The sequence below is a fragment of the Pseudomonas aylmerensis genome (genome assembly GCF_001702265.1).
In the GTDB taxonomy this organism is placed as follows: domain Bacteria; phylum Pseudomonadota; class Gammaproteobacteria; order Pseudomonadales; family Pseudomonadaceae; genus Aquipseudomonas; species Aquipseudomonas aylmerensis.
Genome location: NZ_MAUE01000045.1, coordinates 165,885 through 182,159 on the forward strand (window position 1 = coordinate 165,885; position 16,275 = coordinate 182,159).

At 61.5% G+C, this 16,275-nt stretch carries 12 protein-coding genes and 2 tRNA genes; 6 read left to right on the forward strand and 8 right to left on the reverse strand.

The genetic code is table 11. From position 1 onward, the window contains the following. The first annotated feature begins 105 nt into the window (after positions 1-105). Both BBG20_RS26525 and recJ read left to right on the forward strand, forming a co-directional pair. Positions 106-648, forward strand: a complete 543-nt coding sequence (locus BBG20_RS26525) for a YaeQ family protein (protein ID WP_065908711.1) — start codon at positions 106-108, stop codon at positions 646-648. A 205-nt stretch (positions 649-853) separates the two neighbouring features. Next, a complete protein-coding gene (gene recJ, locus BBG20_RS26530; RefSeq protein WP_065908717.1) occupies positions 854-2,563 on the forward strand; it encodes a single-stranded-DNA-specific exonuclease RecJ in 1,710 nt (569 codons plus the stop codon). Positions 2,564-2,712: 149 nt separating this feature from the next. Here recJ and BBG20_RS26535 read toward each other — a convergent pair whose 3' ends face one another. The 4 genes from BBG20_RS26535 to BBG20_RS26550 all read right to left on the reverse strand — a co-directional run bounded on the left by BBG20_RS26535 (position 2,713) and on the right by BBG20_RS26550 (position 7,316). Beyond that, a complete protein-coding gene (locus tag BBG20_RS26535) occupies positions 2,713-3,999 on the reverse strand; it encodes a virulence factor family protein (protein WP_065908719.1) in 1,287 nt (428 codons plus the stop codon). Next, a complete protein-coding gene (mprF, locus tag BBG20_RS26540) occupies positions 3,999-6,641 on the reverse strand; it encodes a bifunctional lysylphosphatidylglycerol flippase/synthetase MprF (RefSeq protein WP_065908721.1) in 2,643 nt (880 codons plus the stop codon). Before mprF ends, BBG20_RS26535 begins: the two co-directional genes overlap by 1 nt. Before the next feature lie 278 nt (positions 6,642-6,919). Further along, positions 6,920-6,996, reverse strand: a tRNA-Met gene (locus tag BBG20_RS26545). A gap of 243 nt (positions 6,997-7,239) precedes the next feature. Next, positions 7,240-7,316 (reverse strand) — tRNA-Met (locus tag BBG20_RS26550). A 279-nt stretch (positions 7,317-7,595) separates the two neighbouring features. On the opposite strand from BBG20_RS26550, the gene dinB reads away from it, so the two are divergent. Next, positions 7,596-8,657 (forward strand): DNA polymerase IV, encoded by a 1,062-nt coding sequence (dinB, locus tag BBG20_RS26555; RefSeq protein WP_065908723.1) that lies wholly within the window; start codon positions 7,596-7,598, stop codon positions 8,655-8,657. A gap of 42 nt (positions 8,658-8,699) precedes the next feature. Here dinB and BBG20_RS26560 read toward each other — a convergent pair whose 3' ends face one another. The 4 genes from BBG20_RS26560 to BBG20_RS26575 form a co-directional block, all read right to left on the reverse strand. Then, the gene (locus BBG20_RS26560; protein ID WP_065908724.1) at positions 8,700-9,653 is read right to left on the reverse strand and encodes a hypothetical protein; all 954 of its coding nucleotides are present in this window, start codon (positions 9,651-9,653) and stop codon (positions 8,700-8,702) included. Positions 9,654-9,673: 20 nt separating this feature from the next. After that, positions 9,674-11,389: a proline--tRNA ligase gene (locus BBG20_RS26565; protein WP_065909851.1), complete on the reverse strand. Its 1,716-nt coding sequence runs from the start codon at positions 11,387-11,389 to the stop codon at positions 9,674-9,676. Positions 11,390-11,597: 208 nt separating this feature from the next. After that, positions 11,598-13,130 (reverse strand): AmpG family muropeptide MFS transporter, encoded by a 1,533-nt coding sequence (locus BBG20_RS26570; RefSeq protein WP_065908726.1) that lies wholly within the window; start codon positions 13,128-13,130, stop codon positions 11,598-11,600. 43 nt (positions 13,131-13,173) lie between these two features. Further along, positions 13,174-13,488 (reverse strand): MGMT family protein, encoded by a 315-nt coding sequence (locus tag BBG20_RS26575; protein WP_207200899.1) that lies wholly within the window; start codon positions 13,486-13,488, stop codon positions 13,174-13,176. 192 nt (positions 13,489-13,680) lie between these two features. On the opposite strand from BBG20_RS26575, the gene BBG20_RS26580 reads away from it, so the two are divergent. The 3 genes from BBG20_RS26580 to BBG20_RS26590 all read left to right on the forward strand — a co-directional run bounded on the left by BBG20_RS26580 (position 13,681) and on the right by BBG20_RS26590 (position 16,067). Further along, positions 13,681-14,688, forward strand: coding sequence for a DUF481 domain-containing protein (locus tag BBG20_RS26580; protein ID WP_065908728.1), 1,008 nt, complete (start codon positions 13,681-13,683; stop codon positions 14,686-14,688). Between the two features lie 104 nt (positions 14,689-14,792). Beyond that, entirely contained in the window at positions 14,793-15,524 is a 732-nt protein-coding gene (locus BBG20_RS26585; RefSeq protein WP_065908730.1) for a HugZ family pyridoxamine 5'-phosphate oxidase, read from the forward strand. 66 nt (positions 15,525-15,590) lie between these two features. Beyond that, the gene (locus tag BBG20_RS26590) at positions 15,591-16,067 is read left to right on the forward strand and encodes an FxsA family protein (RefSeq protein WP_016971150.1); all 477 of its coding nucleotides are present in this window, start codon (positions 15,591-15,593) and stop codon (positions 16,065-16,067) included. Positions 16,068-16,275 lie beyond the last annotated feature (208 nt).

The following is a 16,275-nucleotide window of genomic DNA, read 5'->3' on the forward strand; positions in this document are numbered from 1 at the left end:
CATAGGCGAGCGGCCCAGGGATAAGGATGATGCAGCGCAGGATTCGTTGAATGGCCTCGCCATCGGTTAGACTGGCCGCCTTTTCCTGTCTCTAGAAGTCCGTTCATGGCCCAGCCGTCCACGACCTACAAATTCGAACTCAACCTCACCGACCTCGACCGCTCGGTGTACGAGAGCGTCAAGCAGACCATCGCCCGCCACCCTTCGGAAACCGAAGAGCGCATGACCGTGCGTCTGCTGGCCTACGCCCTCTGGTACAACGAGCAGTTGTCGTTCGGGCGTGGCCTGTCAGATGTAGACGAGCCAGCCCTGTGGGAAAAAAGCCTGGATGACCGGGTCCTGCACTGGATCGAAGTCGGCCAGCCGGATGCCGACCGCCTGACCTGGTGCTCGCGTCGCACCGAGCGCACCAGCCTGCTGGCCTACGGCAGCTTGCGTGTGTGGGAAGGCAAAGTGGTGCCCGTGGCCAACAACCTGAAGAACGTGCACATCGCTGCGGTGCCGCAGGACGTCCTCGAGACCCTGGCCAAGGACATGCCGCGCGTGATCAAGTGGGACGTGATGATCAGCGAAGGCACGATCTTCGTGACCGATGATCGCGGCCAGCATGAAGTGCAGCTGCAGTGGCTGGTCGGCGAGCGCGGCTGAACCTGTGGGCGCTGGGTTGTGTGGGAGCGGGCTTGCTCGCGCATGCATCACCTCGGTATAGCTGAAAGACCGAGGTGTCTGCATCGCAGGCAAGCCAGCTCCCACACATGCCCGCTCCCACAGAAGCCGGCTCCTACAGTTGATCCATGTTGCTTTCAGCATTGTTGTTTAACCGTTGTATTAGAAGAGAAGCTCCTGTCACCCCATGCGTATCGATCCTCGCCCGTTGCCTGCTGTCCTGCCGTTTCTCGGTGAATTGCCACCGCTGTTGACGCGTCTCTACGCCGCGCGCGGGGTGCAGTCCGAGGCTGAACTGGACAAAAGCCTGGCGCGGTTGATTCCCTATCAGCAACTCAAGGGCATCGACGCGGCAGTGGACCTGCTGGTGACCGCATTGGAGCAGCGCCAGCGCATCCTGATCGTGGGCGACTTCGACGCCGATGGCGCCACCGCCAGCACCGTGGGCACCCTTGGCTTGCGTCTGCTCGGGGCGGCGCATGTCGACTACCTGGTGCCCAACCGGTTTGAATATGGCTATGGCCTGACCCCGGAAATCGTCGCGGTGGCCCTGCAGCGGGAGCCGCAGTTGCTGATCACCGTGGACAACGGCATCTCCAGTGTCGAAGGCGTGGCGGCGGCGAAGGCGGCGGGGTTGCAGGTACTGGTCACCGACCACCACTTGCCGGGGGATGAATTGCCGGCGGCGGACGCCATCGTCAACCCGAACCAGCCGGGCTGTGAGTTCCCGAGCAAGGCATTGGCCGGCGTGGGCGTGATCTTCTATGTGCTGATGGCCCTGCGCGCGCGTTTGCGCAGCCTGGGCTGGTACGACAACAAGCCCCAGCCGAACATCGGCGAACTGCTCGACCTGGTGGCCCTGGGCAGCGTGGCCGACGTGGTGCCTCTGGATGCCAACAACCGCATCCTCGTGCATCAGGGCCTGGAGCGTATTCGCGCCGGTCGCGCGCGGCCGGGGATCAAGGCGATCCTTGAAGTGGCCAAGCGCGATGCCGCGCGGATTACCTCCACCGACCTCGGCTTTATCCTCGGGCCACGCCTGAACGCCGCCGGACGCCTGGATGACATGAGCCTGGGCATCGAATGCCTGCTCACCACTGATTTCGCGGCGGCGCGGGAAATGGCCGCGCAATTGGACGGCATGAACCAGGACCGCAAATCCATCGAACAAGGCATGCAGCGCGAGGCCCTGGCCCAGCTCAAGGACCTGCCGGTGGAGTCGATGCCCTATGGGTTGTGCCTGTTCGACCCGGAGTGGCACCAGGGCGTGATCGGGATTCTGGCGTCGCGCATGAAGGAGCGTTACTTCCGCCCGACCATCGCCTTCGCCGACGCCGGTGATGGCCTGCTCAAGGGCTCTGGGCGCTCGGTGCCGGGTTTCCACATCCGTGATGCCCTGGCGGTGGTCGCAAGCCAGCATCCCAACCTGATCGCCAAATACGGCGGTCACGCCATGGCGGCGGGTCTGACATTGCCCGAGGCGAATTTCCCACTGTTTGCCGAAGCCTTTGATGCTGAAGTGCGTCGGCAACTGCGCGAAGAAGACCTTACCGGGCGCCTGCTGTCCGACGGCACCCTGGCGGTTGAAGAGTTTCACCTCGAACTGGCGCGCGCCTTGCGGCATGCCGGGCCGTGGGGGCAGCACTTTCCCGAGCCGTTGTTCCATGGGGTATTTCAGCTGGTAGAACAGCGCGTGGTGGGGGAGCGGCACCTGAAGGTGGTGCTCAAGAGCGAATGCGGCTCGGTGAAGCTCGATGGCATTGCGTTTGGGGTGGACCGTGAGGTCTGGCCGAACCCGACAGTGCGTTGGGTGGAATTGGCCTACAAGCTGGACGTGAACGAGTTCCGTGGGCAGGAAACCGTGCAGTTGATGATCGCGCATATCGAGCCGCGCTAGCGGTCGCCCACACTGTAAAGCAAATATGGGAGCTGGCGTGCCTGCGATAGCATCACCCTGATGTGTCCGTCACATCGCGGCGCCCCTATCGCAGGCAAGCCAGCTCCCACATAACCCCGCCGACATTGGGGCCTGAGTACAGCCTGAAGCTACTCGGTTTTGTCCTTGGCCTGGTGCTTCACAATGATGTCCACCAAGCGCTGAGCCAGCGCCGGGTAGTTCTCATCGAAGTGATGCCCACCCGGCAGTTTCACTGCCTCGCCCACCGCAGTCTTGTCGGTGCAGCCGCTCTCGTCGACTTCTTCGGCACCGTAGATGCACACCACTTTATCCGCCGGCAGCTTGGCCATTTCCGGGCCGGTCGCGGCTTCTTTGCCGGCATTGCCCAGCCAGCCTTCCACTTCGATTTCAAAGCTGCCCGTACGGGCGAACGCCAGCAGGATGATTGCGTCCACACGCTGCTGCTCGTTTTCCGGCAGGCGGTTGTAGATCGCCGGCAGCACGTCGGCGCCGAACGAGTAACCGGTCAGCACGAAGCGCTTGGTGCCCCACTTCTGACGGTAGTGTTGCATCAGCTCGGTGAGGTCCTTGGCGCTTTGTTCCGGGGTCTTGTGCTGCCAGTAGTAGCGCAGGGTGTCGATGCCCACCACCGGGTAGCCGATCTTGGCCATTTCGCCGGCCACATCGCGGTCCAGGTCACGCCAGCCGCCGTCACCGGAGAGGAACAGCGTCACCGTGTCCTTGGCCTGGCCCGCGGGTACTTCCACCACGGGAATCGCCAGGCCGCCGTTGTCCGAACCCACCAACTGCTTGCGCAACTCGTTGTTCAGCACTTGCGGGTAATGGATGTCGTAGTCGCTGATGCTGGTAGTGGCGCGCGGTGTGTCGCGTACGAAACTGGCCGCATCGTCGTCAGGGTTGTCGTTCCAGGCCACCAGCCAACTGCCGTGTGCGGACGTTTTCGGCAGCGGGTCCTTGCAGCCTTCCTGGGTCATGGCGAAGCCGACGGAGATGGCGTTGGCCTTGTCGTCGTTCTGTGCCGCCAGCCAGCGCCAGGCCAGGCTGGCACCCGGGCCGATACCGCTGACCAGGGTCGCCGGGCCCTTGAGCTGCGCCAGGGCGCCTTGCAGCGCTTGTTCCTGCAGCGTGCAGTCATCCTTGGGCAGGATTACCTGGACGATCTGCGCCTTGCCGCCCTGGCTCAGGGCGATCAGTTGGCTGTCGGTCAGGGTTGAATCGGCCAGCACCGCCACGGCCACACGGGCCTTTGCCGTGCCGGCGGGGGTTACGCGGGTCATGACCGAACCGTCGGCCTGGGGCAGTTGCTCCAGGGTCGGCTGTGGGGCAGGGCGGTTCCAGTACCAATAGCCACCACCCAGGATCAGGGCGAGCAGCACAACAAAGGCCAATACATACCGCCAGGAGCGTCGAATCATCAGCGTTTCACCAATCCAGTCAAGCCGCCCGCGATCAGGGCGGCGGTATCGGCCAGTGCCACCAGCGGATCGAGTCCTGCGGGCACGGCCATATAACGGGGTTCCCAGTCAGGCTGGAACTTGTCTTTGAAGCGGCGCAAGCCTTGGAAGTTATACAGTTGCTCGCCGCGGCGGAACACCATCGAGCCCAATCGTTGGGTCAGCGGGGCGCCCCGGCGCGGTTGCAGGCCCGACAACGGCACCATGCCGAGGCTGAAGCGGGCGTAGCCGTGACTCTTATAATGTTGGATCAGGCCGACCATCATGAACTCCATGGTCAGCTTGGGCGCGTCCGGGTGGGCGCGCATCAGGTCGAGACTGGCCAGGTCGTGGTTGTAGGTCTCGAGCAGGTTGGCGAAGGCTACCGGGCGCCCTTCGAAGCGAATGATCGCGATGCGAAAGTGCTTGAGATAGTCGTCGCTGAAGCGTCCCAGGGAAAAGCCTTTTTCCCGCACGTTCTTGCCGGTCAGCCAGGCATCGGAGATGACCTTGAGTTCATCCATGGGGGCCGTGCCGGGTTCATGGATCTCCAGGGACAGGCCGTCACGGCTGCCACGGTTCCAGGTGTAGCGCAGGTCCTTCATCTCTTTGCCCTTGGCTTCCAGGTCAAAGCGCTTGAGGTCGACACGCGCCTCTTCACCCAGCTTGATCGCGGTCAGGCCGATGTCCATGTAGTACGGCAGGTTCTCGGCGCGGACCTGGTAGAACACCGGGCGCGCGTGGTGGATGTCGCACAGGTCGCGGAACTGCCAGATCATTTCGGCGCGCGGCTGGGTCGGGCCGATCGGGTCGTACAGGGCCACCAGGCTACGCCCGCGACGGGCATACATCAGGAAAGCCTCGTCGTTGGGGTGAAACAGCAGCGCCTTGTCACCGGTCAGCGCCAGGCCGCCGTCTGGTTGCGAGGAGGCCATCAGGATCTTGGTGGCGCGCTCCAGCTCGTCAGGGGTCGGCAGGTGGATCACCGGGCGCGCGGTGCGCAGCAGCCAGGTCAACGATACGATCACCAGCAGGACTGCGGCGCCGAGCAGCGAACGCAGGCCGCGCGGGGCGTTGGCATCCAGAGTGAACTGCCACCACAGTTGGTGGCTGTAAGGCACATCCTGATAGGCAAACAGCAGCAGCCAGATCGAGGCCCCCAGCACGCAGACGCTGGCCACCAGGTACAGCGGCGAGAACGGCAGTTCGGTCAGGCGGCTGGCGCGGTAGAACGAGCGCCGGAAGATCGCCAGCAGCACCGCCGTCATGATCATCAAGCTGGCTTCTTCCCAGTCGAAGCCTTTGAGCAGCGAGAGCAGGGCGCCCGTCAGCAGCAGCACCATGGTCAGCATCCAGGCGGCTGACAAGCGACGACGCAAGCCTTGGGCGAGCAGCAGGCACAGCACGCCGATCAGGCTGGCACCAAAGTGCGAGGCATCAATCAGGCGATGAGGAATCAGGAAGCCGATGTTTTCCAGGCGTGAGTCGATTTCCGGCGTGGCGCCGGAAAACAGCAGGACCACGCCGGACAAAAAAACCAGTACGGCCAATACCGGTGCCGCCAGGCCCGAGGCCACCCGCAGGCTTTGTTGCGTCTGGAACAGGCGCTGCGCTTCATTGACCAGCAGGAACACGCAGGCGATCAGCAGCGGCAGCACCACATAGATCATGCGATACAGCAGCAGTGCGGCAGCCAATGGCGCTGCGCCCAGCTTGTCGGCAAAGGCCGCGAGCAGGATCGCTTCGAACACCCCCACGCCACCCGGTACATGGCTGAGCACACCGGCAGCCAGGGCCAGCAGGTACACCAGCAGGAAGGGCCCGAAGGGCGGCGCTTCCGGCAGCAGCATATAAAGGACGGTGGCAGCAGCGGCCACATCCAGTGCGGTAATGATCAGTTGCAGGAAGGTCAGGCGCCGGCCAGGCAGGCGCAGGGTGCGACGGCCGGCTTTCACCAGCAGGTTGTCGGGGTAGGGCTGTTCCGGCAGGCGGCGGCGATAAATGCCGATGCACAGCACGGCCGACAGCAGCAGCACGGCGCCGGCAATGCCGCCGAGCAGGGTTTGCGGCAGGTGCAGATAGGTCGACGCGGCCGGCAGGTTACTCAAGGTGGCCAATGCCGCCAACGGTGGCAAGGCGCAGCCCAGCGCCAGGCTGGCGAACACGGTCATGTGGGCGACTTCCGACGCGCCGATGCCATGACGTGCATATAAACGGTAGCGCACCGAACCGCCCGAGAGCATCGACAGGCCGATGGCGTTGCCGATGGCAAACGCAGTGAAGCCGCCCAGGGCCAGGGTCTTGGCGGGCAGTTTCACCCCGGCGTAGCGCGCGCCGGAAAACTCATAGCCCAACAGAATGATGAAACCCACGACGGCCGCTGCAAATGCGCCGAGCAATGCGGGCCTGGGCACTTCCAGGATCGAATCGTGGAGGGCATAGAGGTCCAGCTCCAGCAGCAAGTGTCGGCAGGCGATCAAGGCAATTGCGAACAGCAACAGGGTGACAGCCAACCCGATGGGTTGCCGGTATTTGCTCAACAGATCCAGCCAGCGCAAACGGGTGGGAGCGATCGGTTGTTCTGCTGTGACGGTGTCTTGTGGTTCAGACGAGTTGGCGCGCATCAATCACCTCGTGGATTGTGCGCGACAGGATGGAGGTATCCAGCCAAGTTACCAATCCCTATGGACAAAATAATTACAAATATTAACGCGTATCACCGGGTGGGGCGACTGCGGCCATTGGTCGTAGAGGGTAGTACCTGCGTCTTAGCATAGCTTGCAATGAGATGGACTCTACAAACCGTGTACGGTTTCATGAAAGATGCCATGCCATTGTTTCAGAAGAACTTTTTCACCGGATACAAAAAAGGCCACTCTTTCGAGTAGCCTTTTTTGATGTTTGGTTGCGGGAGCCGGATTTGAACCGACGACCTTCGGGTTATGAGCCCGACGAGCTACCAGACTGCTCCATCCCGCGTCTGTGGGCGGCATTCTACAGCCCAACGGCGAGGTGTCAACCGTTAATAGGCCGACGGGTCAAATAAGTGTGAATCAGCCGCTCAAGCGACCTAAGTTCGCGATAGAAAACGAATTTTGTGGCGAGCAGGCTTGCTCTGCGTCGGACTGCCAAGCCATCCGTGGTGAAGCGCAGGCGATCGCAGGCATGAAAAACTGACGCGCACAAAAAAGGCCACTCTTTCGAGTAGCCTTTCTTGATGTTTGGTTGCGGGAGCCGGATTTGAACCGACGACCTTCGGGTTATGAGCCCGACGAGCTACCAGACTGCTCCATCCCGCGTCTGTGTGTCGGCATTCTACAGAGGAACGCCAGTGTGTCAACCTGTGAATCGAAGAAAAGCGCTTGTGGTTCAATCGGTTAGCTCTCCATTCAGGCCGGCAGGGCCGCTCCGGGCCAGGCTGGCCGAGGGTTTCAGCTCTATCGGCAGGCGAAATTCGATTGAGAAAATAAATTCATCTGGGAAATTTCCTACCGCTTAAGCGGAAGATTCAAACTACTGGTGCTATATACAGGGGTGAGTGCGATACTGGCCATCCGTTGAATCAACCCTCTGTTTATATGACGCAACGCAAAATCATCCACGTCGACTGTGATTGCTTCTACGCCGCCATCGAGATGCGCGATGACCCGAGCCTGGCGCAAAAGCCCCTGGCCGTCGGCGGCTCGGCAGACCGGCGCGGGGTGATCGCTACCTGCAACTACGAGGCGCGGGCCTACGGTGTGCGTTCGGCCATGTCGTCCCGCCATGCCTTGAAGCTGTGCCCGGACCTGACCATCGTCAAGCCGCGCATGGAGGCCTATAAAGAAGCCTCGAAGGAAATCCAGACGATCTTTCGTGACTACACCGACCTGATCGAGCCGTTGTCGCTGGACGAGGCCTACCTGGATGTTTCCGAATGCCCCCACTTTGGCGGCAGCGCCACGCGTATCGCCCAGGATATTCGTCGGCGGGTGTCCAACCAATTGCACATCACCGTGTCTGCCGGCGTGGCACCGAACAAGTTCCTGGCGAAGATTGCCAGCGATTGGAAAAAGCCCAACGGCCTGTTTGTGATTACCCCGGACCAGGTCGAAGATTTTGTCTCGCAATTGCCGGTGAGCAAGCTGCATGGCGTGGGCAAGGTCACCGCCGACAAGCTGGCGCGCTTGGGTATCGAAGACTGCCTGCAGTTACGTGACTGGAACAAGCTGGCGTTGGTGCGCGAATTCGGCAGTTTTGGCGAGCGACTGTGGAGCCTGGCCCGTGGGATTGATGATCGCGCGGTGCAGAATGACAGCCGACGGCAATCGATCAGTGTCGAAAACACCTACGATGTGGATCTACCGGACCTTTCAAGCTGCCTGGCGAAACTGCCCGAACTGATGGAAACCCTGACCGGGCGTATGGCGCGCATCGACAGCAGCTACCGGGCGGGCAAGCCATTTGTGAAGGTGAAGTTTCATGACTTTACCCAGACGACCCTGGAGCAGGCCGGGGCAGGGCGGGACCTGGAAAGTTATCAACAGCTGTTGACCCAGGCGTTCAATCGCGGTGCAAAGCCGGTGCGGTTGCTGGGGATTGGCGTGCGGTTGCTGGACCTGAGCGGCGGCAACGAACAGCTCGAACTGTTTACCCGTTAATCCTGCAGGAGACCGGCAAGCCGTTCTCCTACAGGGCGGTGTTCAGCGTGCGCCCGGATCTGCGACGAGTCGCCCCGCATCCTTGGTCAGCGCCTGCAGAAACTCCTGCTGCAACTCCGGATCATTGCGTGTCAGTTCGATCAGGCTTTGTTCCAGTTCGCTGGCTTCTTCTTCCAGGCCCAGCTCCGACAGGCGTTTGACGCGGTGCACCCACTGGCTCACTTCGTCATCTTCCAGGTCGTCGTAGATCAGGCCGTGGGCTTCGAGCAACTTGCCGCGCAGGGTGTTGCTGATCGCCAGGGTCGAGTCGGAATGCACGTCGTCCTGGCCATCTTCCACGCTGATCTTCAAGGTCGTGACACGGTTCAGGTCCTGCTCGGCAAACGGGCTGTCCAACAGGTTCAGGCGCAGCACGCCGTTACGGTCGGTGGTCAGCTCATGGATCTGCTTGCCGGCGGTCACCTGTACCGGGCGTTCGCTCCAGGGCAGGCTCGAATACTCCACGCGCTTGTCGCGCTGGACTTCATCGATGCCTGCAAGGTTCTGTTGCGCACGGCCATGGGATTGCACGTTCATGAACGGGTTGAGGCCGTCCACGCCGTAGGTCAGCCAGTCGTGGGTCATGCTGGTCGGCAGGTTGCCGAGGGCGAAGATATTCACCACGTTGGCGCCCGCGCCGGCGACCAGGGCAACCGCGCCCAGGGGCATCTCGTAGAGTTTGCGCCAGGGCTGGTAGGGGGTGTAGCGGTCGTAACGACGGGTGACTTCGAACTCGGTGACCTCGAAGGTCTTCTGCTCGTGAATGCGGACCCGGCGTTGCGGCAGCTCCAGCACTTTGGGTTCGCCGACATCGATCTGCAGGCTATGGTCGAGCAATTTACGCTCGACCCGCTCCTCGTGCTCACTGCGTTGCGACATCTGGTTGGCGCAGCCGCTGACCAGCAGGGCGCCGCACAAGGCGGCGCCCCCCAGGGCTCTGGTGTTTCGCTTGAACATGACTTCTCTTGATCTGGTTTTCAGCGACGAATACGCGCCTGGAGGAAAGACAGCACGTCAGCCACCGGCAACGGTTGGGCTTCGGCTTCGGTCCGGCTTTTGTATTCCAGATTGCCATCGGCCAGGCCGCGGTCACTGACCACGATCCGGTGTGGGATGCCAATCAGTTCCATGTCGGCAAACTTGATGCCTGGGCTGGTTTTCTTGTCGCGGTCATCCAGCAGTACTTCAAAACCGGCGGCGGTCAGTTCGGCATACAGTTTGTCAGTAGCCTCGCGTACTTGCTCGGTTTCGTAGCGCAGCGGTACCAGGGCGATCTGGAAAGGCGCCAGGGCGTCGCTCCAGATGATGCCTTTCTCGTCGTTGTTCTGCTCGATTGCAGCGGCAACCACGCGCGATACGCCAATGCCGTAGCAGCCCATGTCCAGGGTGATCGGCTTGCCGTTCTCGCCCAGCACTTCGCACTTCATCGCCTTGCTGTACTTGTTGCCCAGCTGGAAGATGTGCCCGACTTCGATGCCGCGCTTGATTTCCAGGGTGCCCTTGCCGTCCGGACTTGGGTCACCGGCGACCACGTTACGCAGGTCGGCCACGGTCGGAACCGGCAGGTCACGCTCCCAGTTCACGCCGAAGTAGTGCTTGTCGTCGATGTTCGCGCCGATACCGAAGTCGCTCATCAGCTCGACCGAGCGGTCGATGATGATTGGCAACGGCAGGTTCAGCGGGCCCAGGGAGCCGGCGCCGGCGCCAATCGCGTCGCGCAGTTCGTCATCGGTGGCCATGACCAGCGGGCTGGCTACGCCAGGTTGCTGGGCTGCCTTGATTTCGTTGAGTTCGTGGTCGCCACGGATCACCAGGGCGATCAGCTTGCCTTCTTCCTCGGCACGCACGATCAGGGTCTTGATGGTCTTTTCAATCGGCAGATTGAATTTTTCCACCAGGGCCGCGATGGTCTTGGTGTCCGGCGTGTCGACCAGGCGCAGCTCTTGCGTCGGTGCAGGGCGCGAAGTTTCGCGTGGCACGGCTTCGGCTTTCTCGATGTTCGCCGCGTAGTCGGAGCCATTGCTGAAGACGATATCGTCTTCGCCCGACTCGGCCAGCACGTGGAATTCGTGGGAGCCGGCGCCGCCGATAGAGCCGTTGTCCGCTTCAACCGGGCGGAACTTCAGGCCCAGGCGCGTGAACACGTTGCAGTAGGCCTGGTGCATGCGGTCGTAGGTGACCTGCAGGGACGCCTGGTCTGCGTGGAACGAATAGGCGTCCTTCATGATGAATTCGCGGCCGCGCATCAAACCGAAGCGTGGGCGGATTTCGTCACGGAATTTGGTCTGGATCTGATACAGGTTCAGCGGCAGCTGCTTGTAGCTGCTCAGCTCGTTGCGCATCAGGTCGGTGATCACTTCTTCGTGGGTCGGGCCGGCGCAGAAGTCGCGGCCATGACGGTCCTTGAAGCGCAGCAACTCAGGACCGTACTCTTCCCAGCGCCCGGATTCCTGCCACAACTCAGCCGGTTGGGTGCTCGGCATCAACACTTCCAGAGAGCCGGCGGCGTTCATTTCTTCACGAACGATGGCTTCGACCTTGCGCATCACCTTCAAGCCCATGGGCAGCCAGGTGTACAGGCCAGAGGCCAGTTTGCGGATCATGCCGGCGCGCAGCATCAGCTGATGGCTGATCACGACCGCGTCGGAAGGCGTTTCTTTCTGTGTGGCGAGCAAATATTGACTGGTACGCATGGTAGGCCGTTGTCGGTTGCTTGGACTTGAAATGACTTGGGATTGTACGGGCGCTTGCTGCTGGAGTACAGGCATCAGGTCGTGGTGAGGCTTCTGTCGAAAGCCTTTGTGCAGGCGCTGGCTTGCCTGCGCTGGCATCACCTCGTTGTCACTGTAGGCCAAGGTGTGCGCATCGCAGGCAGGTCAGCCCCTGCAGTGACCGGTCGTGTCAGTCCTCGGCCGGAGGATTCAACCGAATCCGCCGATTCTCCTGAAACCAGTGCAGCGCAATCAGGAACAGCGTCGGCACACCGAGCAGGCAGGTGATCAAGAAGAAATTGTGATACCCGAACTTCTCCACCATCACCCCCGAGTACCCACCGATCAGGCGCGGCAGCAACAGCATGATCGAGCTGAGCAGCGCGTACTGTGTGGCGGAGAACTTCAGGTTGGTCAGGCTCGACAGGTACGCCACGAAGGCCGACGTCGCCAGCCCTGAGCTGAAGTTGTCCAGGGAGATGGTGAAAATCAACATCTGCAGGTCCGGGCCCATGTCCGCGAGTGCGACGAACAACAGGTTGGTGCCGGCCGACGCCACGCCGCCGATGAACAGGATCGGCAGGATGCCGAAGCGCACAATCAGCAGGCCGCCCATGCCGGCGCCGAGCAGGGTCATGATCAGGCCGAAGATCTTGCTGACCCCGGCGATCTGGTCCTTGGTGAAGCCCTGGTCGATGTAGAACACGTTGGCCATCACGCCCATCACCGTGTCTGACATCCGGTAGGTGGCAATCAGCCCCAGCAGTAGCAAGGCCTGCCAGCGGTAACGCAGGATAAAGTCGTTGACCGGCGTCAGCACCGGCGCCAGGCCACGTCGACCCATGGCTGAGAGGCACAGGGCGGTGAGGGTGATATAGAGGATGGCGCGCAGGAAGGCGCGGTCTTCCATCAGCAGTTCCCACAGGCTCATGCCGTGGAACAGCACGCTGGCAAAGTCGGTGTTGTACAGCTGGGTAAACATCGCGGGCACCGACACCAGCAACACGATCAGTACGAACACCGACACCAGTTGATGCACGAAGCTGTAGCGCCCGGCCTGCAATTGGGTGCGCAATGGCACATTGGGTTCGCGCATGAACAGGGTGGTCAGCAGTGCCGGGATCATCAGCACGCCGAACAGCACATAGGTGCCGGTCCATGCCGAGTGCTTATAGTTGAAACCGGTGGAACCGAAGCCTTCGGCAAAAAACAGCGCGCCGGCCGTGGCCAGCAGGGCGGCGATCCGGTAGCCGGACATATAGCTGGCAGCGAGGGCGGCCTGGCGGCTGTCGTCGGCGATTTCCAGGCGGTAGGCGTCGACTGCGATGTCTTGCGTCGCCGAGGCAAAGGCCACGATCACCGCAATGGCGATCAGCCAGGACAGGTGTTTCTGAGGGTCGCAGAACCCCATGCCGATCAATCCGAGGATCACCAGCGACTGGGCCAGCACCAGCCAGGAACGACGACGTCCGAGTTTACCGAGCAGCGGCAGGCGCCATTGGTCGAGCAGCGGCGACCACACCCATTTGAAGGCGTATGCCAGGCCGATCAGGCTCGCATAGCCGATGGTCTCGCGGGCCACACCGGCCTCACGCAACCACACCGAAAGCGTCGAGAACACCAACATGTAAGGCAAGCCGGCGGCAAAGCCGAGCAACAACAGGACTAACGTCGAGGGGCTGGCATAGGCGGCGAGCGCGGCGCGCCAGGTTTTACGGGGCATGGGCTGGAGTCTGCCTCAGATTCACGGAAACAAAGCGCGCACTCTAACCGCTGTGCTCTACCGGGCGCCAGCCATGGCGCTGAATATCCACGCGATTGTTGCGGACTGTGATGCCTTCATCGCGCAAACGCGCGCGTTGTTCGTCGCCCGAGGCACTGCCCACGGGCAGACTTATCCGACCACCGGCACCCAACACACGATGCCAGGGCAGTTTGGTGTCCTCGGGAAGCTGGCTCAGGGTGCGCCCCACCCAGCGCGCCGCGCGCCCCAGGCCGGCCAAGTGCGCCAACTCGCCGTAACTCACCACGCAACCTGGCGGGACCTGCGCCAATGTCAGGTACAGCGCGGTGCGGCGCATTTCGGCGGGGCTTTGCGGCGTTTCGGCGGTTGGATTCACTGGAGTCTATCCGTAGGGAATGGCGGTCTATCTGTAAGAAACGTCTGAGAACATGGCGATGAGCATGGAACTCAACCTGAATCCTTGAGTCAGTCCTAGCTATCTAACACGATAAGTGCCCCTTTTCGCCAACCTTGAGCCCCTTACTTGCTTATGTTGTCCAGAACCCTGCTGTGCCTCGCTGTTTTCAGCGCCTCCTCGCCCTTGCTGGCCGATACCGTCTGGTTGAAGAACGGTGACCGCCTGACCGGCAAGATCAAGGTCTTTGACGGTGGCAAATTGCTGATCCAGACCGATTACGCAGGCGCCATTCCGGTCGACTGGAAACAGGTGAAAACCCTGGAAAGCGATCAGGAGCTGCTGGTCAAGCAGGATGCCTACACCGGCGAGAAGGCCAAGTCGCTGAAAGCGGCGGACGATGGCAAGGTGGTCCTGGCCAATGGCGAAGCGCCCAAGACCGTCGAGTTGGCGAGCATCCAGCAGATCATCAAGCCCAAGCCTGTGATCGAAGACCTGGTGTGGAAGGGCAATGTCGACCTGGCGCTGGACTACAAGCGTGCCGACAAGGACACCAACGACTACGACGTCGACTTCAAGACCACCGCACGGCATGGCCAGTGGCGCCATACCGGGCAGGGCGAATACAACCGCGAGTTCCAGGACGACGTGACCACCACCGACAACTGGGCGCTGGAATACGACCTCGACCGGTTCATCACCGAGCACTGGTTCTGGCAAGGCCGCCTGACCTACAAGCGCGACAAGGTTGAAGACCTGTCCCGTCAACGCACTGTCGGTACCGGCCCGGGCTATCAGTTCTGGGACGACGAATTGGGCGCGTTCTCCCTCGGTTCGCTGGTCAACCGCACCGACTATGAATACGCCGATGGCGGCAAGGACAACTTCTATTCCCTGGCCATGAAGTGGAACTACAACCGCTACCTGGTAGGCAAGACGGTCGAGTTCTTCACCAGCGGCGAGGTGGGCAAGCCGCTGTCCGGGCCGGCCGCCTATTCCCTGGATTCGGAAATAGGCCTGCGCTACAAAGTCACCGAGTGGGCCTCGCTCAACCTCAAGGCCGAGCGCGACATTATCAGCGGCGACTCGGAAAGCAGCCTGAGCAAGACCCGCTACACCGCAGGCTTCGGCGTGGCCTGGTAATCCGGCCGTAAAACCCGCTTGGCAACCTTTGCTGATATTGATTACCTTGTGTTGAGATCCATTCCCATATGCTATGGGCGGCCGCATACCCGAGGAGTCATACGTTGAGCACGCACGTTGCCAAGAACGCCCGAGAGCTGTTGCTCAAGGAATACCGTGGGGCTCTCTCCACATTGTCCAAGGCCATGCCCGGCTTTCCCTTCGGTTCGGTCGTGCCCTATTGCCTGGACGAGCAGGGCCGCCCGCTGATCCTGATCAGCCGCATCGCCCAGCACACCCATAACCTGCAAAAAGACCCCAAGTGCTCGCTGCTGGTCGGCGAGCGCGAAGCGGACGATGTGCAGGCAGTGGGGCGCCTGACTTACCTGGCCGAAGCCGAGAAACTCGAAGATGGCGCTGCCATCGAGGCGGCCGCCGAGCGTTATTACCGCTACTTCCCCGATTCGGCCAACTATCACAAGGCCCACGATTTCGACTTCTGGGTGCTCAAGCCGGTGCGCCACCGTTATATAGGTGGATTTGGCGCGATTCATTGGGTCGACCAGCTGACCCTGGCCAATCCGTTCGCGGGCAAGGCCGAGCGCAGCATGATCGAACACATGAACAGCGATCACACCAAGGCCATCGCCCACTACGTCGCCCTGACCGGCTTGCCCACCTTCGAGCCTGCGCAATTGGCCGGTATCGACAGCGAAGGCATGCACCTGCGTATTGGCCAATCGCTGCACTGGTTGCCTTTCGCAACGTCTTGCAACACGCCGACACAAGTACGCGAAGCCCTGGTTTCATTGGCCCATGCCGAGGTCTGGCCGAAAAAAGCCAGCGCTGACGCTTGAATTCACGAAATGGCGACGTCATCTAAGGTGGACTGGCAAGGCATTCTTGCGTTGAGGAACCATTTGATGCGCCCTTTTTTGTTGCTCTTTCTGCTGTTCCCGGTGTTGGAGCTGTTCGTATTCGTACAAGTCAGCAGTGCAATCGGCTTTTTCCCGGCCCTGCTGCTGATCATTCTCGGCTCGATGCTCGGCGTTCTGGTGCTGCGTGTCGCCGGCCTGGCCACGGCACTGCGTGCGCGTGAAAGCCTGAACCGCGGCGAGTTGCCGGCCCAGACCATGCTCGAAGGCCTGATGATGGCTTTGGCGGGCGGCCTGTTGATCCTGCCGGGCTTTATCAGCGACGTGGTCGGCCTGGTCATGTTGCTGCCGGTCACCCGCAAGCTGCTGGCCGGCAAGATGCGCCAGCGTGCCGAAGAAGCTGCGATTCGCCAGCGCGCATTCGCCGATGACCTGCAACCTCGTGGTGGCCCGGCTCCGCGCCAACCCCTGGGACGCGAAGGTGATGTGATCGAAGGCGAGTTCGAGCACCGCGACAGTAAATAACCGCTTCATTGCCACGGCACCTTCGGGTGCCGTGTTGCATTTATAGGCGGGCAGATGCAAAAAAATTTCCTGCCCGGCCCCTTGTAATAAGCTTATGCGCCCTTATGTAACGGTCACCGCAAGGTTTCTGGTGGCGACACCAGACAGACTTCCGCGTCTCGCTTGGCGAGGCGCGACCGGCACAGCCGGAATACAACCCGCCGGTACC